This window comes from Rhodoferax sp. WC2427 (assembly GCF_040822085.1).
GTDB lineage: Bacteria > Pseudomonadota > Gammaproteobacteria > Burkholderiales > Burkholderiaceae_C > Rhodoferax_B.
Genome location: NZ_CP162006.1, coordinates 306,547 through 327,814, shown reverse-complemented (window position 1 = coordinate 327,814; position 21,268 = coordinate 306,547). Strand labels below are relative to the sequence as shown.

Annotated in this window: 18 protein-coding genes; 6 read left to right on the top strand and 12 right to left on the bottom strand. The window is 65.0% G+C overall.

The features are described from left to right. Window positions 1–4: 4 nt before the first annotated feature. From AB3G31_RS01525 to def, 6 genes are all read right to left on the bottom strand, one after another. Window positions 5–1,738 (bottom strand): ABC transporter permease, encoded by a 1,734-nt coding sequence (locus tag AB3G31_RS01525; RefSeq protein WP_367848476.1) that lies wholly within the window; start codon window positions 1,736–1,738, stop codon window positions 5–7. Window positions 1,739–1,857: 119 nt separating this feature from the next. Then, window positions 1,858–3,048 (bottom strand): phosphoglycerate kinase, encoded by a 1,191-nt coding sequence (locus AB3G31_RS01520; RefSeq protein ID WP_367848475.1) that lies wholly within the window; start codon window positions 3,046–3,048, stop codon window positions 1,858–1,860. A gap of 70 nt (window positions 3,049–3,118) precedes the next feature. Then, on the bottom strand, window positions 3,119–3,457 hold the full coding sequence (locus tag AB3G31_RS01515) for an AzlD domain-containing protein (protein WP_367848474.1): 339 nt from the start codon (window positions 3,455–3,457) through the stop codon (window positions 3,119–3,121). Then, the gene (locus AB3G31_RS01510; RefSeq protein ID WP_367850273.1) at window positions 3,454–4,179 is read right to left on the bottom strand and encodes an AzlC family ABC transporter permease; all 726 of its coding nucleotides are present in this window, start codon (window positions 4,177–4,179) and stop codon (window positions 3,454–3,456) included. The genes AB3G31_RS01515 and AB3G31_RS01510 overlap by 4 nt, the downstream gene beginning before the upstream one ends. Further along, on the bottom strand, window positions 4,160–5,140 hold the full coding sequence (gene fmt, locus AB3G31_RS01505) for a methionyl-tRNA formyltransferase (RefSeq protein WP_367848473.1): 981 nt from the start codon (window positions 5,138–5,140) through the stop codon (window positions 4,160–4,162). The genes AB3G31_RS01510 and fmt overlap by 20 nt, the downstream gene beginning before the upstream one ends. Next, the gene (def, locus tag AB3G31_RS01500) at window positions 5,140–5,661 is read right to left on the bottom strand and encodes a peptide deformylase (protein WP_367848472.1); all 522 of its coding nucleotides are present in this window, start codon (window positions 5,659–5,661) and stop codon (window positions 5,140–5,142) included. The genes fmt and def overlap by 1 nt, the downstream gene beginning before the upstream one ends. A gap of 281 nt (window positions 5,662–5,942) precedes the next feature. Between def and AB3G31_RS01495 the strand changes: the two genes are divergently transcribed. Genes AB3G31_RS01495 through AB3G31_RS01485 form a run of 3 tightly spaced genes read left to right on the top strand, consistent with a single transcriptional unit; the run spans window position 5,943 to window position 8,805 of the window. Continuing rightward, on the top strand, window positions 5,943–7,124 hold the full coding sequence (locus tag AB3G31_RS01495) for a LysM peptidoglycan-binding domain-containing protein (protein ID WP_367850272.1): 1,182 nt from the start codon (window positions 5,943–5,945) through the stop codon (window positions 7,122–7,124). 4 nt (window positions 7,125–7,128) lie between these two features. Next, complete coding sequence (dprA, locus tag AB3G31_RS01490; protein WP_367848471.1) at window positions 7,129–8,274, top strand: DNA-processing protein DprA; 1,146 nt, start codon at window positions 7,129–7,131, stop codon at window positions 8,272–8,274. Window positions 8,275–8,319: 45 nt separating this feature from the next. Continuing rightward, a complete protein-coding gene (locus AB3G31_RS01485; RefSeq protein WP_367848470.1) occupies window positions 8,320–8,805 on the top strand; it encodes a DUF494 family protein in 486 nt (161 codons plus the stop codon). A gap of 60 nt (window positions 8,806–8,865) precedes the next feature. Here AB3G31_RS01485 and AB3G31_RS01480 read toward each other — a convergent pair whose 3' ends face one another. The 5 genes from AB3G31_RS01480 to AB3G31_RS01460 form a co-directional block, all read right to left on the bottom strand. Beyond that, window positions 8,866–11,274 (bottom strand): DUF1631 family protein, encoded by a 2,409-nt coding sequence (locus tag AB3G31_RS01480; protein ID WP_367848469.1) that lies wholly within the window; start codon window positions 11,272–11,274, stop codon window positions 8,866–8,868. Window positions 11,275–11,288: 14 nt separating this feature from the next. Then, window positions 11,289–12,245, bottom strand: coding sequence for a protein translocase subunit SecF (secF, locus tag AB3G31_RS01475; RefSeq protein ID WP_367848468.1), 957 nt, complete (start codon window positions 12,243–12,245; stop codon window positions 11,289–11,291). A gap of 11 nt (window positions 12,246–12,256) precedes the next feature. Beyond that, window positions 12,257–14,137 (bottom strand): protein translocase subunit SecD, encoded by a 1,881-nt coding sequence (gene secD / locus AB3G31_RS01470; RefSeq protein ID WP_367848467.1) that lies wholly within the window; start codon window positions 14,135–14,137, stop codon window positions 12,257–12,259. A 41-nt stretch (window positions 14,138–14,178) separates the two neighbouring features. Then, window positions 14,179–14,514, bottom strand: a complete 336-nt coding sequence (yajC, locus tag AB3G31_RS01465) for a preprotein translocase subunit YajC (RefSeq protein ID WP_367848466.1) — start codon at window positions 14,512–14,514, stop codon at window positions 14,179–14,181. A 195-nt stretch (window positions 14,515–14,709) separates the two neighbouring features. After that, window positions 14,710–18,261, bottom strand: coding sequence for an indolepyruvate ferredoxin oxidoreductase family protein (locus AB3G31_RS01460; RefSeq protein WP_367848465.1), 3,552 nt, complete (start codon window positions 18,259–18,261; stop codon window positions 14,710–14,712). Between the two features lie 126 nt (window positions 18,262–18,387). Between AB3G31_RS01460 and AB3G31_RS01455 the strand changes: the two genes are divergently transcribed. The 3 genes from AB3G31_RS01455 to AB3G31_RS01445 all read left to right on the top strand — a co-directional run bounded on the left by AB3G31_RS01455 (window position 18,388) and on the right by AB3G31_RS01445 (window position 19,962). Then, window positions 18,388–18,855 (top strand): Lrp/AsnC family transcriptional regulator, encoded by a 468-nt coding sequence (locus tag AB3G31_RS01455; RefSeq protein WP_315188850.1) that lies wholly within the window; start codon window positions 18,388–18,390, stop codon window positions 18,853–18,855. Between the two features lie 352 nt (window positions 18,856–19,207). Next, a complete protein-coding gene (locus tag AB3G31_RS01450; RefSeq protein ID WP_367848464.1) occupies window positions 19,208–19,516 on the top strand; it encodes a BON domain-containing protein in 309 nt (102 codons plus the stop codon). Between the two features lie 137 nt (window positions 19,517–19,653). Then, the gene (locus tag AB3G31_RS01445; RefSeq protein ID WP_367848463.1) at window positions 19,654–19,962 is read left to right on the top strand and encodes a BON domain-containing protein; all 309 of its coding nucleotides are present in this window, start codon (window positions 19,654–19,656) and stop codon (window positions 19,960–19,962) included. 246 nt (window positions 19,963–20,208) lie between these two features. Here AB3G31_RS01445 and AB3G31_RS01440 read toward each other — a convergent pair whose 3' ends face one another. Next, window positions 20,209–21,222: a hypothetical protein gene (locus AB3G31_RS01440; protein ID WP_367848462.1), complete on the bottom strand. Its 1,014-nt coding sequence runs from the start codon at window positions 21,220–21,222 to the stop codon at window positions 20,209–20,211. Window positions 21,223–21,268 lie beyond the last annotated feature (46 nt).

Here is a 21,268-nt window from a genome sequence, read left to right as displayed (position 1 = left end):
CGCGTCAGCGGCTGCGGTCTTCGGCCAGCACGTACAGCTTGCGCCAGAAGAAGCGGTTCAGCAGCATCACAAAAATACACATCACGCCAATGCCCAGCGCGATGCGGTGGAAGTCGCCTGCATCGGTCATTTGCTTGATGTAGCTGCCCAGGCCGTCAGCCACCAGGGTGGTTTTGCCCCAGGTGACGTACTCGGCCACGATGCTGGCGTTCCACGAGCCGCCGCTGGCGGTAATGGCCCCGGTGATGTAGCTGGGGAACACCGCAGGCAGGTAGACGCGCTTCCACTTGAGCCAGCCTGTCACACCCAGGTTGTCGGCGGCCAGGCGCAGCTCGTTCGGGATGGTGGCAGCCCCGGCCACCACGTTGAACAGGATGTACCACTGGGTGCCGAACACCATCAGCGGGCTGAGCCAGATATTTGGGTTCAACCGCCAGGTCACCAGCAGGTAGACCACCAGCGGAAACATCAGGTTGACCGGAAACGCCGCCAAAAACTGCGCCACCGCCTGCACCCGCTGCGAGTACGCGGGCCGCAGCCCGATCCACACCGCCACCGGCACCCACACCAGCGAGGCCAGGGCGATCAGCAGCAGCACCCGGGCCAGGGTGATCAGGCCCAGAAAACCCACATGCGCGGCCTCGCCCCAGCCGACCACGGTGTGCACAAACAGCACCAGCCAGGCCAGCGCTGCCACGGCGGCCAGCACCAGCACGCCATCCCACACGCGTTCCCACAGCGGGTGGGCGGGCTCGGGGCGCGCATCGCGCACAGCAGCACCACCGCGCACGCTGAACCAGCCCAGCGCACCGCGCATCAGCGTCCAGAAGTGGGCGCTCAGGCCACGCATCCAGTGGCTGCGGCCCATCCAGTCCAGCAGCCAGGACTGCTGCGCCATGTCACCCTGCGACTCTTCGAACCGGAACTTGTCGGCCCAGGCCAGCAGCGGCCGGAAGAACAGCTGGTCGTACAACAAAATGCCCGCCAGCATGGCCGCAATCGCGTAGCCAATGGCCCAGCCGTCCTTGGCCTCGATGGCCACGGCAATGTAGGAGCCGATGCCCGGCAGCTTGATGTCCTGGTTGGCCACCGAAATGGCTTCCGCCGCCACCAGAAAGAACCAGCCGCCCGACATCGACATCATCATGTTCCACAGCAGCCCTGGCATGGCAAACGGCAGCTCCAGCCGCCAAAAGCGCTGCCAGCCCGACAGGCGGAACACCCGCGCCGCCTCGTTCAACTCGTCGGGCACGTTGCGGATCGACTGGTACAGGCTGAACGCCATGTTCCAGGCCTGCGAGGTGAAGATGGCGAAGATGGCCGCGCATTCCACGCCCAGCAGGCTGCCCGGAAACAGCGCGATGAAGGGCGCGATGGCAATCGCCTGGAAGCCCAGGATGGGCACCGACTGCAGCACGTCCAGGATGGGGATCATGGCCTTCTCGGCCGCCCGGTATTTGGCGGCGATGGCCGCAAACACAAAGCTGAACAACAGCGAACAGGCCAGCGCAATGAACATGCGCAAAATGGTGCGCAGCAGGTAGTACGGCAGGTAGGCGGGAGAGAGCGATATCTCCAGCGTCTCGCCCATGGCAAACGGGCGGGCCATCTGCGCTGCGCCAAACGCCAGGGCCACCAGCACCGCCAGTACCAGCGGCAGCAGGGCCAGGTCCCAGCGGTTGGGCGTTTTACCCAGCAGGCGGCTGCTCCGCGCCTGGGGGTTGCGCAACTCGAACATGGTGATCCTCCCGAAATGCGATGGGAGGAACCCCCGGCGCGACCTCACACTACCGCTGGAAGCGCGGCCCAGGCCGCGAGTGGAACACCGCTATATGTCTGCGGTGTGTACCCACTGGCCTAGGCAGCGCGCTTTTGCAGAATTTCGAACGCAGGCAGGGTTTTGCCTTCCAGAATTTCCAGGAAAGCGCCGCCGCCGGTGGAGATGTAACCCACCTGTTTTTCAATGCCGTATTTGGCAATCGCCGCCAGTGTGTCGCCACCACCAGCGATCGAAAACGCAGCACTGTCGGCAATCGCGCGGGCGATGGTTTCGGTGCCATGGGCGAAGGCGTCGAACTCGAACACGCCGACCGGGCCGTTCCAGACGATGGTGCCTGCGGACTTGAGCTGCAGCGCCAGCGCGGCGGCGGTTTGCGGGCCGATGTCGAGGATCAGGTCGTCGTCGGCCACCTCAGAAGCGGCCTTGACGGTGGCTACGGCATCGGCGGCAAAGGTTTTGGCGGTGACCACATCGGTGGGGATGGGCACGGCGGCACCGCGGGCTTTCATCGCCTCGATCACGGCTTTGGCCTGGTCGACCAGGTCGGGCTCGGCCAGGCTCTTGCCGATCTTCAAACCGGCGGCCAGCATGAAGGTATTGGCAATGCCGCCGCCCACGATGAGCCCGTCCACTTTTTCGGACAAGGCTTTCAGGATGGTCAGCTTGGTGGACACCTTGGAGCCCGCCACGATGGCCACCAGCGGGCGCTGGGGATGGGCCAGAGCCTTGGTGATGGCGTCGATCTCGGCCGCCAGCAAAGGGCCTGCACAGGCGACCTTGGCGTATTCGGCGATGCCGTAGGTGGTGCCTTCGGCGCGGTGGGCGGTGCCGAAGGCATCGTTCACGAAGATGTCGCACAGCGCGGCCATTTTTCGGGCCAGCTCGGGGCTGTTTTTCTTTTCACCGACGTTGACGCGGCAGTTCTCCAGCAGCACGACCTGGCCGGGGGCGACCGTCACGCCGTCGACCCAGTTGGACACCAGCGGCACATCGCGGCCCAGCAGCTCGCCCAGGCGCTTGGCCACCGGGGCCAGCGAATCTTCGGGTTTGAAGGCACCCTCGGTGGGGCGGCCCAGGTGCGATGTCACCATCACCGCCGCGCCAGCGTCCAGCGCCATCTGGATGCACGGTACCGAGGCGCGGATGCGGGTGTCTTCGGTGATGGCACCGCTGTCGTCCTGCGGCACGTTCAGTTCGGCGCGGATGAAAACACGTTGGCCTGCGGCTTTGCCCTGGGCGCACAGATCGGAGAAGCGGATGACGTTCATGGCGGTGTCTCGGTAGGTTGGAGGATAAAAAACTCAGCCTGCCATTTTAGGAGTGCCACCGAAGGAAAAGTTACCAGCCTAGTCCAAGATGCAGCGGCAAATACACGGCCATGCCCGCCACGATGGTCAGCAGCACGTCGCGCCGCCAGAAGTACACCAGCACCCCGGCGGCGGCGCCAAACAACCGGGCGTCCATCCAGGTGGCCAGCAGGTGGCCCTGGGTCATCAGCACCTCGGGCAGCACCACGGCGGACAGGGCGGCAATCGGCGCGTACTGCAGGCCGCGCTGGGCCCAGTGCGGCAGGCTGGCGGACTTGCGGGTCAGAAAGAAGAAGCAGCGGGTGATGACGGTGATGGCCGCCAGCCCAAGGATGATGGCGACCGTCTGCCAGGTGGTGGAGCCGTTCATGCCACCGCCCTGCGCCGCATTTTTTCGATCGACATGCAGGCCAGCACGGCCATGGCAATCGCCACCACGATGTTGAGCTTGAACGGCAGCTGGTAGGCCGTGATGGCCACCATGGCCGCCACCACCGCCGAGACGATGCGCAGCCGGGTGCTGGCCAGCGAACACAGAATGCCGATCAGGCACAAGATGCCCGCAAACCCCAGGCCCCAGGTGGTGGGGATGAAGTTGGCCAGCACCACACCGGCCACGCTGGCGGGCATCCAGCTGATCCAGCAGGCGCTGTTGCTGCCCGCCAGGTAGGCCTCTTGGGCGTTCTGGGCCTCGGGCGTGCCGCCGGGGTGGGCAAAGCGCCGGGTGAACATCACGTACGTCATGTCGGTGGTCAGGTAGCCGTGGCTGATGCGCTCCAGCCAGGGCAGGTGCATCAGGTAGGGACGCAAGTGCAGGCTGAACACCACGAAGCGCAGGTTGACGCAAAAGCCGGTGGCCAGAATCACCCAGGCCGGTGCGTCCACGGTGAGCAGGGGCGCGGCGGCCAGCTGGGAGCTGCCGGCAAACACGGTCAGGGTCATCAGCAGCGACTCGAACAGGCTCATGCCCGACTTGGCCATGGCCACGCCGGTCATCAGGCCCCAGGCGACCATGCCGGGGGCTTGGGGCCACATCTCGGACGCGCCGACGCGGAACTCGGGGTGGCCGCGGTTAGCGCGCTTGAGGAACATCGGGCGCGTTTTCAAACACCATGCCGGGTTGCACATCGCAGCCGCGCAGGAAGTCGGCCACCGCCAGACGTTTGCCGCCCGGGCGCTGCACCTGGGTGATGTTTACTATCGAATCCATAGCTGCTACCGCTATCGATTCGGGCGTTACAGCCACAATTGATCCATAAACTGTGCCTGCGGGCAAGGCCGCGTCCGACACCGTGGCAGCCCAGACTTTCAGGCTCTCGCCCGCCAGCAGCGTGGCCGCGCCGGGGAAGGGGTTGAAGGCGCGGATACGGCGGACGATGGTGTCGGCGGTTTGCGTCCAGTCGATGGCCGCCTCGCGCTTTTCGATCTTGTGGGCGTAGCTGATGCCCTCGCTGGGCTGGGGCACGGGCACCAGGGTGTCCAGCTGCGCCAGGGCCTGCACCACCATCTTGCCGCCCAGATCGGCCAGCCTGTCGTGCAGACTGCCGGTGGTATCGGTAGGGGCGATGGGCAGCGACTCGACCAGCAGCATGGCGCCGGTGTCCAGCCCGGCATCCATCTGCATGATGGCCACGCCGGTGTGTGTGTCGCCCGCCTCGATGGCGCGGTGGATGGGGGCCGCACCGCGCCATCGCGGCAGCAGGCTGGCGTGGATGTTCAGGCAACCGCGGCGCGGCAGGTCCAGCACCCACTGCGGCAGGATCAGGCCGTAGGCCACGACCACCATCACATCGGCCTGGGCGGCTTGCAGCAGGGCCTGGGCGGCGGCGGCCTCATCGGGGTATTTGCCGTCCAGCCGCAGGCTGCGCGGCTGGGCCACGGGGATGCCGTGGGCCAGCGCGTGCTGTTTGACCGGGGATGCCTGCAGCTTCATGCCGCGCCCGGCGGGGCGGTCAGGCTGGGTGAGGACCAGCACGATCTCGTGGCCTGCGGCCTGCAGTTGGGCCAGCGCGACCTGGGCAAACTCCGGCGTGCCCGCGAAGATGATGCGCATCAGGCCGCGTCCGCGCGGCCCAGCGCGCGGCGGGTCTTGAGCATCTTGCTCTTGATCCGGTTGCGTTTCAGCGGCGACAGGTATTCCACGAACACCTTGCCCAGCAGGTGGTCCATCTCGTGCTGGATGCACACCGCCAGCAGGCCCTCGGCCTCCAGGGTACGCAGCTGGCCCGCGCCGTCCAGCGCCTGCACCCGCACCTGGGTGGCGCGCTCCACGCCGTCGTAAATGCCGGGCACCGACAGGCAGCCTTCTTCGTTCAGCACCCGCTCTTCGCTGGCCCAGAGGATTTCGGGGTTGATCAGCACCAGGGGTTCGGTGCGCTCGTCGGACACGTCGATCACCACCAGGCGCTCGTGCACGTCCACCTGGGTCGCCGCCAGGCCGATGCCGTTGGCGTCGTACATGGTCTCGATCATGTCGGCGATCAGGGCCTGGATGCGTGCGTCCACCGCCTGCACGGGTCGTGCTAAGGTGTGCAGCTTGGGGTCTGGGTATTGGAGAATGGAAAGTAGGGCCATGGGATCTCGCCGAAATTGCGGAAACTGGGCGCGAGGCGGCCAGCCGTATGTCGCTATTTTCGCTACTTTTGGACCCGGCCCAACCAAGGCGCGCCAATATTCGTTGCCCTGCTAGGGGCTTGGGCGCAGAATCGCGCGTAATTTGTCGTTAGTTTTCCGTCGGATTTGCGTCTATATGCAGACCACGCCAATAGCGGCACCGATGGGCATTTGTGGTGCTACCAAATATGAAATACAAAAAAGCGGGAGTGGAATCGGGTAGGGCTGCAGCCGCAGCCGCCATGGTGTTGACGGCCTTGTCGGCCAGCCTGTGGAGCCCTCTGGCGCAGGCGCAAGACTATCCCATCACCCCCGCACAGCAAGCCACCGCCAGCCAGGTAGCCCATGACGGCGTGCCCCTGGCCGCGCTGGCCCCGAATGCCCCCGACCACTACACGGTCAAATCCGGCGACACACTGTGGGCCATTTCCGGCTTGTTCCTGGCCACGCCGTGGCGCTGGCCCGAGCTGTGGGGCATGAACCAGCAAGACATCCGCAACCCGCACCGCATTTATCCCGGCCAGCAGTTGTTTCTGTTCAAAAAAGACGGCCGCGCCATGCTGCAGGCGGGCCAGGCGGTATCGGGCGACGGCATGCGCACGGTGCGCCTGTCGCCGCGCACCCGCATCGAGAACCTGGCCGACAACGCCTTGCCCCCGCTGCAAACCCATTTGATCGAGCCGTTTTTGGCCGAGCCGCTGGTGGTGGACGAAAACACCCTGGCACTGGCGCCGCGCATCGTGGCCACCCAGGAAGACCATGTGATGCTGAGCCAGGGCGACCGCGCCTACGCCCGGGGTCCGGCCAGCGCGCCACTGATCGACGGCAAGGGCAAGGTGCAGACCTTCCGCGTGATGCGCAACGCCACCCCGCTCAAGGACCCCGGCACCGGTGAAATCCTGGGCTATGAAACCCAGTACGTCGGCAAGGCCAGCCTGGCCGGCAGCGAAGTCCAGCGCCCGTCCCGCGACCTGGACCGCGACGGCAAGCCCTTCCTCGACATCGTTCCCGCCAGCCTGGACATCGTCTCGGCCAAGGAAGAAATCCGCGTCGGCGACCGCCTGCTGCCCGAACCCGAGCGCGAGCTGCTCAACTTCGTGCCCCGCGCCCCGTCCAAGAACATCGAAGGCCGCATCGTGTCGGTGTATGGCAGCGCCGCGGTGGCCAATGCCGCGCAAAACCAGATCGTGGTGATCAACAAGGGCACCCGTGACGGCGTCGAGCGCGGCCACGTGCTGGCACTGCTGTCCGATGGGGCCCGGCTGCGCGACCCCACCGACCCGGACAAGGCCCTGATCAAGCTCCCCGATGAGCGCAACGGCCTGCTGATGGTGTTCCGCCCGTTCGAACGGGTGTCTTACGGCCTGATCCTGGAAATCAAGACCAGCGTGAAAATCGGCGACCGGCTGACCACCCCCAACTGACGCCATGGACCGGGACGAGCTGGCAGGCTGGCTGCGTCTGCTCCTGACGCCCGGCATCGGCAATACCACTGCGCGCCGGTTGATGGCCGCCTTTGGTCTGCCGACGGATGTGTTTGCGCAGTCGCCCACCCGCCTGCGCGAAGTCGTCCTGCCGCAGCAAGCCCAGGCCCTGCAGCAGGTGCCGCCCGAACTGGAAACCCAGCTGGACAGCACCCTGCAATGGCTGGCAACCGCCGGTGCCGCCCCGCGCAGCCTCATCACCCTGGGCGACGACCGCTACCCCGCCGCCCTGCTGGCCATGGAAGACCCGCCGCTGCTGCTGTACGCGCTGGGCCGCACCGACCTGTGGCGTCCGGCCAGCAGCCGCAACATCGCCATCGTCGGCAGCCGCAACCCCACGCCGCAGGGCGAGGCCAATGCGCGCCAGTTCGGCAAAGCCTGCGCCCAGGCCGGGCTGACCGTGGTCTCGGGCCTGGCCCTGGGGGTGGACAGCGCGGCCCACCTGGGCGCGCTGGAGGGCGCTGCAGAGGCGGATGACCGGCTGGCAACCATCGCCGTGGTGGGCACCGGGCTGGACCGCGTCTATCCCCGGCGCAACCTGGCCCTGGCCCACCGGATCGCCCAGCACGGCCTGCTGCTGAGCGAGTACCCGCTGGGCACGCCGCCGCTGGCCGCCAACTTTCCCAAACGCAACCGGCTGATCGCCGGGCTGGCCCAGGGCACGCTGGTGGTGGAGGCGGCACTGCAATCGGGCTCGCTGATCACCGCGCGCCTGGCCTCGGAGCAGGGCAAAGAGGTGTTTGCCATCCCGGGCTCCATCCACTCTGCCCAGGCCCGGGGCTGCCATGCGCTGATCCGCCAAGGCGCCAAACTGGTGGAAACCATCCAGGACGTGCTGGACGAACTGAAACTCTCCAGCACTCCTGATTCGATAGCTGCCCATGCTGATGCAATAAGCGCCAGCGGCCCAAAAGACACTGAAAACCCGCTTCTGACAGCCCTGGGCTACGACCCCGTCGGCCTGGACGCGCTGGTTGCCCGCACCGGCATTGCCACGTCCCAACTGCAGGTGCAGCTGCTGGAACTGGAGCTGGACAACCAGGTGGCGCGCCTGCCCGGAGGGCTTTTTCAGCGCATTGCCCACAGTTGAAAAGCGTTGCCCACCCGCGCCAAGGTTCTGCGCTATATTGGGCCCATGTTTGAAGTACTCGTGTTCGTTTATGAAAACTACTGGCGGGGCGATGCCTGTCCCGAGTCGCAACAACTTGGCCGCAAATTGACGGCCGTCGGCTTCGAAGCCGATGAAATCGCGGAGGCGCTGCGCTGGCTCGACGGCCTGCACATCGCTTCGCACAGCCCCATCCTGACCCCGTCCCCATTGGCGATCGAGGCCATGGACTTCCCCGCCACCGACAGCCTGCGCGTCTATTCGGTGGCCGAGCAAGACCATCTGGGCGCCGAATGCCTGGGCTTTGTGAGCTTTCTGGAAACCGCCGGGGTGCTGGCGCCGGTGATGCGCGAAATCGTGCTCGACCGTGCCATGGCCGCCAGCGGCAACCCCGTGACCCTGGACGACCTGAAAATCATCATCCTGATGGTGTACTGGAGTTTTGGCGAAGAGCCCGATGCCCTGGTGCTCGACGAACTCTGCGACGACGCGTCCGACAGAGTCGCGCATTAAAGGTTTTCAGGCCGCCTGTGCTCACCCCATGGGCGTGAGTAGCTACAAAAAACGCAGCAATTAGGCCAGCAGGCGCTCGGGGTTGGCGTCCAGCTTGGCCAGCGCGTCGCGGGTAGCGCGCAGGGTCAGGGCTTCTTCTTCCTGTGGCACCAGCAAACCGGCTTGCAAATAGGCAGCCAGACGGCGCGCCTGGATCAGGTAGCTGCGGCCATCCATGGCGGCAAACAAATGCAGTTGCTTGCGGTCGCTGCGCCAGGCGAACTGCACCCGGTTGATCTGGCGGTTGTGGTCCAGCATGAACCAGTGGCCGAGCTGCAGCTCTTGCGCCCAGGCCAGCATGGCATCCGAGGGCTTGGAGCCGCCATCGGCGATCACGTCGATGGTGGACGCGTCCATGCCCAGCATCATCTCGATGCTTTCCGGGTCCAACGGCAAGTCGCCGGTGGCTTCGTCGCTGAAGAAATCTTCCAGGTTGGCCAGGTGCGCAGCCATCGAGTCGATGCGTGCCTGGGGAATCGCCTCGGTCTTGGACATGAAGGCATCGGCCAGCGTGTCACTGATGGTCTTGATGTGCGCCTCTTGGGCTGGCGTGTCCAGCCCCAGCAGGCCCATGCCCTGGCGCAGACGCTGCAGCAGGGTCGGCAAGCTCTGGATGACCTTGGCCCGATCGGCCCGGTTGGGCTTGGCGCTGGCCGACCAGACCAGCTCGGAGGCCGCCTTTTTCAAGGCAATGGTGTCAACGTGCTGCGGGCCGTTGCGCACCGCCGCCATGGCCAGCACCTCGGCCCAGACCTTGAACAGGTAGGCGCGGATCTCCTCACGTACCGGCATGTCCTTGAGCATGTTGCGCAGCTCAATGGTGTACTGGATGGCCAGGGTCTCTTTTTGCTCGACCTGTTGCGCCAGGCTGACCAGGCGCTGGGTGCTGCCTTTTTCGGTCAGGAACTTCGACAGGAACAGCACGAACTCGTCAAACACCAGCTGGAACACGCGCCGCCCGGTTTCCGGGTACTGCTCGATGACCTGCACCACGCGCCGGATCTCGGTCTCCAGGGCGCTGCCGTTGATGGCCCGGGCATCAAAGCCCATGACGCAGGAGCCCATGCGGTCGATCAGCTGGCGCGCCGGGTGGTCTACGGTGCTGAAAAACTCCGGCTCGGCCAGGGCCACGCGCAGCACCGGCAGTTGCAGGCGCGCAAACCACACCCGTACCGACGGCGGAATCCGCTCTTCGGCCAGGATGCTCTGGAACATCAACGCGACCACTTCGATGGTGGCTTTTTCAGCCTGCGTGGCCGCCTTTTGCTTGAGGACGTTGGAGCGCTCGCGCAGGGCCGACGCAGCATGGGACACATCGGCCACGCCGTATTCGTAGCGGTCGGTTTGCACCACCATGCCGTCGGACATGGGGTCGGTGTCACCGCCATCGCGTTTGCGGGCAATCGCCTGCGCCAGCGCGGGCGAGACCGGATGCTGCTCGGTACGGTCAAAATCGCTGACGTGGTCGTTCAGCATGCGCTTGAGGTGGCCCATGACCCCCTGGGCGCGCCGCCGGGCCCGGGCCAGGGGCGACACCGCCGTCATCATGCGGGTTTCATCGGCCGCATGGCGTGGCCCGAGGGCCGCAGGCGTGCTGCCACCGCCGCCATGCCCTTGCGCCTGCATCCCGTCCCCACCACCACTGCCTGCCGGGCCCGGCCGGCCGGTGGGCAGGTTGGATGGTTCAAAGCGGGTCGCGTTCCAATCGGTTTCCATGCCGCCAGGCCGGGTGGTGGCTCCATGGCCGGTGCGCGGCATGGCGGTAGAGGCCCCTGCCGCGTCGCTGCGCTTCACACGGGAACGCAAATCGACCGTGGGGATCACGCCGCGCGACAGCAGCAGCTCGTTGCAGGTCTCGAAGGCAAGCACAAAGTGCGCGGCCAGCTCACGCTGCAAGGCATCGCTGACCAGCGGCAGCATGTTGCGGGCCAGGCCCACCGCCGTCCACTGCTCGACCAAGGCCAGCATCAGCACCTCGGGGCGGATCGGATCGTGGCTGGCCAGCTCGCTGGTGGACTCCAGCAATTGGATGCGGGCGCACAGGTTGCCATAGGCCTCGCCCAGCTTGTCCAGAATGGCGACCGCCAGGCGCGAGGCCAGAATCTTGTTTTCAACGACTTCGTCGCCCATCAGCTCGAACTGCAGGCCAACGTCGCGCACCGCACCGCCATGGGTGCTGGGATGCAAGGCCTGGCGCCAAGCCGCTGCAGTGGCCTGCTCCCAGGCGTGGCTTTGGCGTTGAAAGGCGGTCCAGGCGTCCTGGCGTTCGTGCATTTCGCGGGTGCTGTGGGCTTCTTCGAGCAATACCGTCAAGCGAGCAGCGACCGCACGGCTGACATCCCCCAGCGCCTGCCCCACTTCCGTGACCAAGCTCTCGCGCGCGTTGCGAGCGAGTTGCAGGCCAGGGTGGGAGGGGGCGTTAGATGCCATATTTCAGGCGCAGGTCACACGGTTGCGCCTGCGTTGGGGTCGTTGGGGTCTTCGTCTTTCTTGTTGTTGGAGGCTTTAACCAGATCTTCGCGTTGGATTCCCAACCACATGGCAATGGCGGCAGCCACAAACACCGAAGAGTAAATGCCGAAACAGATACCGATAGTGAGGGCCAACGCAAAGTAATGCAAGGTCGGGCCACCAAATACCAGCATCGACAAAACCATGATCTGGGTGGAGCCATGCGTAATGATAGTGCGGCTGATGGTCGAGGTGATGGCGTTGTCAATCACCTGCATCGAGTTCATTTTGCGGAAACGCCGGAAGTTCTCCCGGATCCGGTCAAAGATCACCACCGACTCGTTCACCGAATAACCCAGCACCGCCAGCACCGCCGCCAGCACCGGCAGCGAAAACTCCCACTGGAAGAAAGCAAAGAAGCCCAGAATGATGACCACGTCGTGCAGGTTGGCGATGATGGCCGCCACGGCAAACTTCCATTCAAAGCGGATGGCCAGGTACAGCATGATGCCCGCCACCACAAAGGCCAGGGCTTTCAGGCCGTCCACCGCCAGCTCGTCGCCCACCTGCGGGCCGACGAATTCAGTGCGCTTGAGCTGCACCGACGCATCGGCGGTCTTCAAAGCGGCCAGCACCTGGTCGCTTTGCTGGGCCGACGTAACGCCTTTTTGCACCGGCATGCGGATCAGCACGTCTTGCGAGGTGCCGAAGTTCTGCACCTGCACGTCCTGCAGGCCCAGGCCCGCCACCACGGTGCGCACGCGGTTCAGGTCGGCGGGCTGCGAATAGCTCACCTCCATCAGGGTGCCGCCGGTGAATTCCACCGACAAATGCAGGCCGCGCGAGAACAAAAAGAACACGGCCGCCAAAAAGGTAACAAACGAAACAATGTTGAACACCAGGGCATTCCGCATGAACGGAATGTCGCGGTGGATCTTGAAAAACTCCATCTTGCGCGTCCTTACTTGGCTTTGGTTTCAATAGCGGCATCGGGCCGCCACACGGTGCCGATGGACACGGATTTGAGCTTCTTGGTGCGGCCATACCAGAGGTTGACCAAGCCGCGCGAGAAGAACACGCTCGAAAAAATACTGGTCGCAATACCCAGAACGTGCACCACGGCAAATCCGCGGACAGGGCCCGAGCCAAAAGCCAACAAAGCGATACCGACGATGGCGCTGGTGATGTTGGAGTCCAGAATGGTGGCCCAGGCGCGGTCGAAACCTGCGTGGATGGCCGCTTGCGGCGAGGCACCAGCGCGCAGCTCTTCGCGCACGCGCTCATTGATCAGCACGTTCGAGTCGATGGCCATACCCAGCACCAGGGCCATGGCGGCCATGCCGGGCAGGGTCAGGGTGGCCTGCAGCATGGACAGCACCGCCACCAGCAGCAGCAGATTGAAGGCCAGCGCAATGCTGGAGAACACGCCAAACAGCATGTAGTAGCAGCACATGAAGGCGGCCACGGTCAAGAAGCCCCACATCACGCTGTGGAAGCCCTTGGAGATGTTCTCGGCACCCAGGCTGGGGCCGATGGTGCGTTCTTCGATGATTTCCATGGGCGCGGCCAGTGACCCGGCGCGCAGCAGCAGCGAGGTGTCGTTGGCTTCCTGGGTGGTCATGCGGCCCGAGATCTGCACCCGGCCCCCGGCGATTTCGCTGCGGATCACCGGCGCGGTGACGACTTCGCCCTTGCCCTTTTCAAACAGGATGATGGCCATGCGCTTGCCGATGTTTTCGCGCGTGATGTCCTTGAAGATGCGCGAGCCCTTGGCATCCAGCGTCAGGTTGACGGTGGGCTCCTGGGTCTGGCTGTCGAAGCCGGGCTGGGCGTCGGTGAGGTTTTCACCGGTCAGCACCACCTGCTTCTTCACGATGACCGGCTGGCCACTGCGTTCCAGGTAGCGTTCGTCGCCAAACGGCACGGCACCGGCACCGGCCGCGGCGGCACCGGCTTCGGTGCTTTCGTCGACCAGGCGCACTTCCAGCGTGGCGGTGCGGCCCAGGATGTCCTTGGCCTTGGCGGTATCTTGCACGCCGGGCAGCTGCACCACGATGCGGTCCAGGCCCTGCTGCTGAATCACCGGCTCGGACACGCCGAGTTCGTTGATGCGGTTGTGCAGGGTGGTGATGTTTTGCTTCAGTGCCTGGTCTTGCACACGGCGGGCAGCCTCGGGGCGGATGCTGGCGGTGAGCTTGTACTCGGTGCCGTCGGGCGCGTCGGTGGTGACCAGGTCGGGGAACTGGTCCTGCACCACGGCCTTGGCCGCGGCCAGGGTGTCGCTGTCGCGCAAGCGCAGTTCAATCGTCTGGCCGTTGCGGGCGATGCCGCTGTGGCGCACGTTCTTGTCGCGCAGGCTGGTGCGCAGGTCACCCGCCAGGGACTCGGCCTTTTTGGTCAGCGCAGCCTGCATGTCGACCTGCAACATGAAGTGCACGCCACCGCGCAAGTCCAGCCCCAGGTACATGGGGAAGGCGTGCAAGGCGGTCAGCCAGGAGGGCGAGCGCGACAACAGGTTCAACGCCACCACGTAGCTGGCATCGTTGGCATCGGGCACCAAGGCCTTTTGCACCACATCCTTGGCCTTGAGCTGGTCATCGGTATTGCCAAAACGGGCCTTGACCGAGTTGCCTTCGATGCCGATCAGGTCGGGCGTGAGGTTGGCGGCCTGGAGTGCTTCTTGCACTTTGGCCCGCGTGGTGTCGTCGATCTTGACCGACGCGCGGGCGGCCGAGACCTGCACCGCCGGGGCTTCACCAAAGAAATTGGGCAGGGTGTAAATGGCCCCCACCAGTAGCGCGACCAGGAGGATCACGTACTTCCATACCGGGTATCGATTCATGGTCGCGCTTAATACTTTCTAGTTACTTGACGGTGCTGGAATTACTTGACGGTACCTTTAGGCATGACCTGGACGACGGCGCTGCGCTGCAGTTGCACTTCCACGCCATTGGCGATTTCCAGGCTCAGGAAGCCGTCACCGATCTTGGTGACCTTGCCGATCAGGCCGCCTGCAGTGGCGACTTCGTCGCCCTTGGCCAGCGCTTCAAGCATGGTGCGGTGCTCTTTTTGCTTCTTCATCTGGGGGCGGATCATCACGAAATACAGCACCACAAACATCAAAACCAGGGGCAGCATGCCGGTCAGCGACGACATCATGTCGCCACCGGAGGCAGCAGCAGCGGGGGCGGTCTGGGCAAAAGCAGAGGAAATGAACACAGGAGACTCCAACGACAAATGGCAAAAATAAACCCGCAGACACAGCACGGCAGGTGCCATGCGACTGGGCGGGGGTAGAACCAATTGTATGCCGCCCTGTTCGCCATCCGGAATCGGGGCTTGCCATAGGCTTGGCAACGCAGGGTTGCTACTTTTTATGTAGCTACCCATGCTGATTGAATAAGCGCTGGAGGCCTATTTTGTGCTGATCTCGAAAGCCGCCAAAGCACCGGTCCACTGCAGGCGCGCAGCCGCCAGGTGCCGCGCCTTGACGTGCCCGTAGCCACGGATGTGCTCCGGGATGCGCGCCACGTCGATGGCGGCCGCGTGGTTGGCCGGGGTGAGCCGGGGCAACAGCGCGGCGATGCTGTCCTGGTACTCGCCCACCAGCGCCCGCTCGGTGCGCCGCTCGGCCTGGTAGCCAAACGGGTCGAACGGCGTGCCGCGCAGGCCCTTGAGCCGGGCCAGCAGCTGGAATGCAAAGCGCACGCCCGGGCCAAACTTGCGCTTTTGCAGCTGGCCCTGGGCGTTCTTTTTGGCCAGCAGCGGCGGGGCCAGGTGGTAGTGCAACTGGAAGTCGCCCTCGAACTGGGCCTGGATGTCGGCCAGGAAGGCCGGGTCGGTGTGCAGCCGGGCCACCTCGTATTCGTCCTTGTAAGCCATCAGCTTGAACAGGTAGCGGGCCACCGCCTCGGTCAGCGGCAGGCGGGCGTCCAGCGGCTGCTCGGCCTGCCGCACCTGGGCCACGAAGGCGCTGTAGGTGGCCGCATAGGCCGCGTTCTGGTAGCCGGTCAAAAACGCCACGCGGCGCTGCAGCATGGCATCGAGCGACTCGCGATCGCGGGCATGCCACTGGATGGTCTGGGCCGGGGTGGCCACGCTGGCCGGGTCCACCGCCGCGCGGCGGCCCCAGGCGAAGGCGGTCTTGTTGGCCTCGACCGCCATGTTGTTGAGCTCGATGGCGCGCAGCAGCGAGTCCAGCCGCAGCGGCACCCAGCCCTTTTGCCAGGCGTAGCCCAGCAGCATGGGGTTGGCGTACAGGCTGTCGCCCATCAGGCGCTGGGCGGCGGCATCGGCATCGAAGCTGGCGATGCCGCCCTGCCCTGCGGCGCGCACGATCTCGGCGGTGCAGGCCGCCGTGGGGTCTTGCCAGTCGGCGTTGTGCACAAAGGCGGCTGTGGGCGCGGTGTGGGTGTTCAGCGCCACGTGGGTGCGGCCCGGGCGCATGCGCACCAGGGTTTCCTTGCCCGCGGCCACCACCGGGTCGCAGCCCAAAATCAAATCCGCCGCGCCCGCGCCGACCCGGGTGGTGCGGATGGCATCCTGCGTGTCGGCCAGCAGCACGTGGCTCCAGGTGGCCCCGCCCTTTTGCGCCAGGCCTGCCGCGTCTTGCGTGACGATGCCCCGGCCCTCCAGGTGCGCGGCCACGCCCAGCAGCTGGCCCAGGGTGATGACCCCGGTGCCGCCCACACCCGCCACCACAATGCCCCAGACACCGTCGATGCGGGGCAGCGTGGGTTCGGGCAGCGGGCTGCCGGTGAAAGGCGACAGGGCCTGTGCAGGCTTTTTCTTGCGCAGCTGCCCGCCCTGCACGGTGACGAAGCTGGGGCAGAAGCCTTTGACGCAGGACATGTCCTTGTTGCAGCTGGACTGGTTGATCTGGCGCTTGCGGCCAAAAGGCGTTTCCAGCGGTTCCACGCTCAGGCAGTTGCTTTGCTCGCCGCAGTCGCCGCAGCCCTCGCAGACCAGCGGGTTGATCACCACCCGGGTGGCCGGGTCCACCGCGGTGCCGCGCTTGCGGCGGCGGCGCTTTTCGGTGGCGCAAGTCTGGTCGTAGATGATGATGGTGGTGCCCTTGATCTGCCGGAACTCGCGCTGGATCTCGTCCAGCAGGTCGCGGTGCTTGACCTCCACGCCGTCGGCCAGTGCGATACCGTCATACTTTTCCGGCTCGTCCGTCACCACTACGGTTTTAATAGCACCTTCCGCCCGTACCGACTGGGCTATCTGCACCACCGAATGCCCTTCGGGGCGTTCGCCGATCTGCTGGCCGCCGGTCATGGCCACTGCGTCGTTGTACAAAATCTTGTAGGTGATGTTGACCCCCGCCGCAATCGCCTGGCGGATGGCCAGCAGGCCGCTGTGGAAATAGGTTCCATCGCCCAGGTTGGCAAAAATATGCTGGTCGGTGGTAAAGGGCTGCTGGCCCACCCAGGGCACGCCCTCGCCGCCCATCTGGGTAAAGCCCACCGTGCTGCGGTCCATCCAGGTGGCCATGAAATGGCAGCCAATGCCGCCCATGGCGCGCGAACCGTCGGGCACCACGGTGCTGGTGTTGTGCGGGCAGCCGCTGCAAAACCACGGCGGGCGCGCCTGGGCCGGGCTGGCATCCAGCAGCACCATGGCGCGGTCGGTGGCATCGAGCAGGGCGATGTGCGCGTCGATCCGGGCGGCCACGTCCTCGGGCATGCCCAGCTTGTGCAGGCGCTGGGCGATGGCCCGGGCCACCAGCGCGGGCGACAGGTCGGCGTTGGCGCGCAGCAAGGTGTTGGCCGTGGGGTTGGCCATGGACCATTCGCCGCCGCTGAGGTCGCCCTCGGGCTCGTTGAACTTGCCCAGCACATTGGGCCGCACGTCGGCGCGCCAGTTGTACAGCTCTTCTTTGAGCTGGTATTCGATGACCTGGCGCTTTTCTTCCACCACCAGGATCTCTTGCAGGCCGGTGGCAAATTCGCGGGTGAGCTGCGCCTCCAGCGGCCAGACCACGCCCACCTTATGCAGGCGCAGGCCGATGCGGCGGCAGGTGGCGTCATCCAGGCCCAGGTCCAGCAGGGCCTGGCGGGTGTCGTTGTAGGCCTTGCCGCTGGCGATCACGCCGAACCTATCGTTCGGGCCCTCGATGGCGTTGTAGTTCAGCCGGTTCGCGCGGATGTAGGCCAGCGCGGCATACCACTTGTAGTGCATGAGGCGCGCCTCTTGCTCCAGCGCGTGGTCGGGCCAGCGGATGTGCAGGCCGCCGGGCGGCATCACAAAGTCGGTGGGGATTTTGACCACGACCCGCTCCGGGTCCACCATCACCGTGGCGCTGGACTCCACAATTTCCTGGATGGTCTTCATGCCCGCCCACACGCCCGAGAAGCGGCTCATGGCAAAGGCGTGCAGCCCCAGGTCCAGAATCTCCTGCACATTGGCCGGAAAGAACACCGGCAGCCCGCAGGCCTTGAAGATGTGGTCGCTCTGGTGCGCGGCGGTGGAGCTTTTGCTGATGTGGTCGTCGCCCGCCACCGCAATCACGCCGCCAAACTCGGTGGTGCCCGCCATGTTGGCGTGTTTGAACACATCCGAGCAGCGGTCCACCCCCGGCCCCTTGCCGTACCAGATGCCAAACACGCCGTCGAACTTGTTGGTGCCCGGAGGCGAAAAGCCCAGTTGCTGGGTGCCCCACACCGCCGTGGCGGCCAGCTCCTCGTTCACCCCCGGCTGGAACACGATGTGCTGCGCCTTGAGGTATTTTTCGGCCTTCCACAGCGCCTGGTCGTAGGTGCCCAGCGGCGAGCCCCGGTAGCCGCTGATGAAGCCCGCCGTGTTGCGCCCCTGCCGCGCATCGCGCTGGCGCTGCAGCATGGGCAGCTTGACCAGGGCCTGCACCCCGCTCATGAAGGCCGGGCCGTAGTCCAGGCTGTATTTGTCGTCCAGCGACGCGGATTCAAGGGCTTTGCGCAGCGCTTCCGGTAGAGGTGCATTCATCGTTGTTGTCTCCTGCGCAGTGGGCTGCGCTTTGTCGGAAAAGTGTATGCCTGTACCCCTGAAAAGTCTTTGCGTTCTTTGCCCGCATTCGCCTACTATGCGAAAGAACCTTGCTTAAAAACCACCATGCTCGATAAATTTGACCTTTTGATACTCGATGCCCTGCAGGCCAACGCCCGCCTGACCAACGCCGAACTGGCCCAGCGCGTCGGCCTGTCTGCCGCCCCCTGCTGGCGGCGCGTGCGGGCGCTGGAAGAGGCTGGCTACATCCGCGGCTACCGCGCTGAGATCGACCGGCACAAGATCGGCCTGGACGTGCTGGCCTTTGTGCGCATCGACGCGGTGCAAAACAGCGGCCCCGCACTGCAAGGCCTGGAAGACGCCATCCGCAACATCCCCGAGGTGGTGTCTTGCCACTACATCAGCGGCACCGGCACCTTCGAGCTGCAGGTGGTGTCGCGCGACCTGAACACCTTCAGCCAGTTTGCCCGGCAGGTGCTGATGAACCTGCCGAATGTGAAGGATTTGCACACCAGCTTTTCACTGGGCGAGGTGAAAGGGAGCGGGGTGTTGCCGCTAGGGCATTTGGGGTGAGGGCGCGTTTGCTTTGTTTTTGATAGCTTCTTCCGCTGATGGGGTAAGCGTAAACAGCCATTTTGGCCTTTAAAAACAAGGCACAAATACCAACTTCAGGTCCCGGTGGCTTCCCGGACGGCCCCACCGTAGCGGAGGGAGCTTTCTTGCCAAGGTTTATAGCCTTTTCGCCGCTCTACGCTGATTCCATCAGCGCAAGCAGCTCTAGAAACCATAGCAAATCCAAACCCTAGGGTTTCACCCTAGATTGCAGTTGCAACACAGCCTGCGGCTTGCCGACACACACAAGCCGCCGCCGCTTGGGAAGATCACCCCATCGCAAAACACTGCAACAACCCCAAAGGATTCCACCATGACCCGCTCTTTTAACCGCATCGCTGCTTCTGCCCTGTTCGCCCTGACCGCTGGCGCTTTCCTCCCCGCCCACGCTGCCACCAACGACGCAGACCTGGCCAACTCGGTCCAGTCCGCCATCAGCACGCAGCTGGGTAGCGATGCCAAGGACCTGACCGTCACCGCCAGCAACGGCACCGTGACCCTGCACGGCTGGGCACAGGGCCCGCAAGAAGACGCCAAGGCTCGCTACATCGCCAGCACCGTGCCGGGTGTGGCCAATGCCTACAGCACCGTGCGCACCTTCTCGACCGACACCAACGACTAAGCCTCTTGGCCCCGGTGCCATTCGATGACAGATGCAACACAAACCAGCGGATCCGACACACACCGTTAGCCCTGGTTTGGGACCATCACTCCATTGAATAACACCGCCAAGCGGACAACCACCCAAAGGACACTACCATGACCCGCTCTTTCAACCGCGTTGCAGCTTCCGCCCTGTTCGCCCTGGCTGCAGGCGCTTTCCTCCCCGCCCACGCCGCAGGCAACGATGCCGACCTGGCCAATTCGGTGCAATCTGCCATCAGCACCCAGCTGGGCGATGAAGCCAAGGACCTGACCGTCACCGCCAGCAACGGCACCGTGACCCTGCACGGCTGGGCCCAAGGCCCCGTCGAAGAAGCCAAGGCCCGCTACATCGCCAGCACCGTGCCCGGCGTGACCAACGCCTACAGCGCCGTGCACACTTTCTCGACCGACAACAACGAGTAAGTCCTGTAGGGCGGCACCGCACTGCGCTTGGGCTTCTGGCCTTTGGCGCAGCGGGTGCCACCCCAGGAATTGCGCAGCGCCTGGTTGGCAGGTTTGCGGCCCTCTGGCCGGACGTTGCGCAATTCCACTTCCTGTGTCCCGAACGCATACCGAGTCCCCAAAGGCTGGGTAGGCAGTGCCGGGTTAGGGCCTCTACCGCACACACGCTGTGCGGTAGAGGCCTTTTTTACGGGCGAGACAACCCGCTCAAGGCTGGCGCACCACCACCGGCTGCACGGTGAACACGTTGTCTGAAGCCACATCCACCGTGACCCGCACCCAGTGCAGCGACGGGCTGCCAAAGGTTTGCAGGCGGGTCAGGTTGGGCAGCATCCTGGTGGGGCTGTACAGGGGCTTGTCGAGCTTGAAGAAGTGCGTGTCGCCGTGCACAAACAGCACCTGGCCCGGGAACTGCTCGGTCTCCTTGACGACTGCGTCCATGAAGTTGCGGTAGCCCACATAGCCCGCTGCGGTGCTCTCGTCGACGTCTTCGGTTTCCGGCAGGTCAAAGCCGGGGTCGGCCTGCAGCACCAGCACGATGCCGCGCGCCTTTTGGGCCTTGGCCTGGGCAAACGAGGCGGCCAGCCAGGCCACGTTGGCGCTGTCGCGCTCCAGGTATTCGGCGCTGGCGGCATCGCACTGCGCGGTCTTGCGTGCGCTCTTGGCACTGCATTCCTTGGCGCTGAGCACCAGGTTGTTGTTGCTGCCGGGCACATTCAGGCCCACAAACACCACGCCGCCATGGCTGAAGCGGGTGTTTTCCACGTACTTTTCACCCAATTGGCCCTGGTGCTCCAGCGGCATCTGGGTCTGGCCCAGGCTGTTCAGGGTGGGGTACATCACGCGGCGCAGGTAGGCCAGGCGCTCCAGCGTGTCATAGCCGCCGTTGTTCAGGCGGTGGCAGTCGGTCCACTCGTTGTCGCCGGGCACATAGACCACGGGCTTGGCCATGCTGCCAAACATCGCCAAGGCATCCTGGTAGATGCTGTCGGTGCACTGGGAGCTGCCGTCCTTGATGTCGCCGTCGTACAGTGAAAACGCGATGTCCGACTGGTTGATGCTGCGCAGCACCGCCGGGAGCTTGCTGCCGTCGCCCGCCTTTTGGTAGGGCATGTCGCCCCACAGGCCAAACGCAAAACCCGGGGTGGCCTGCGGCCCCACAGACGCACAAGACACCAGACTGAGCGCGGCCAGCACGGACGCAAGACTTCGAACCAACATGGACACACCCCTAGGCAAAAGCCCGCACTCTAGGGCGGCGGTGTGT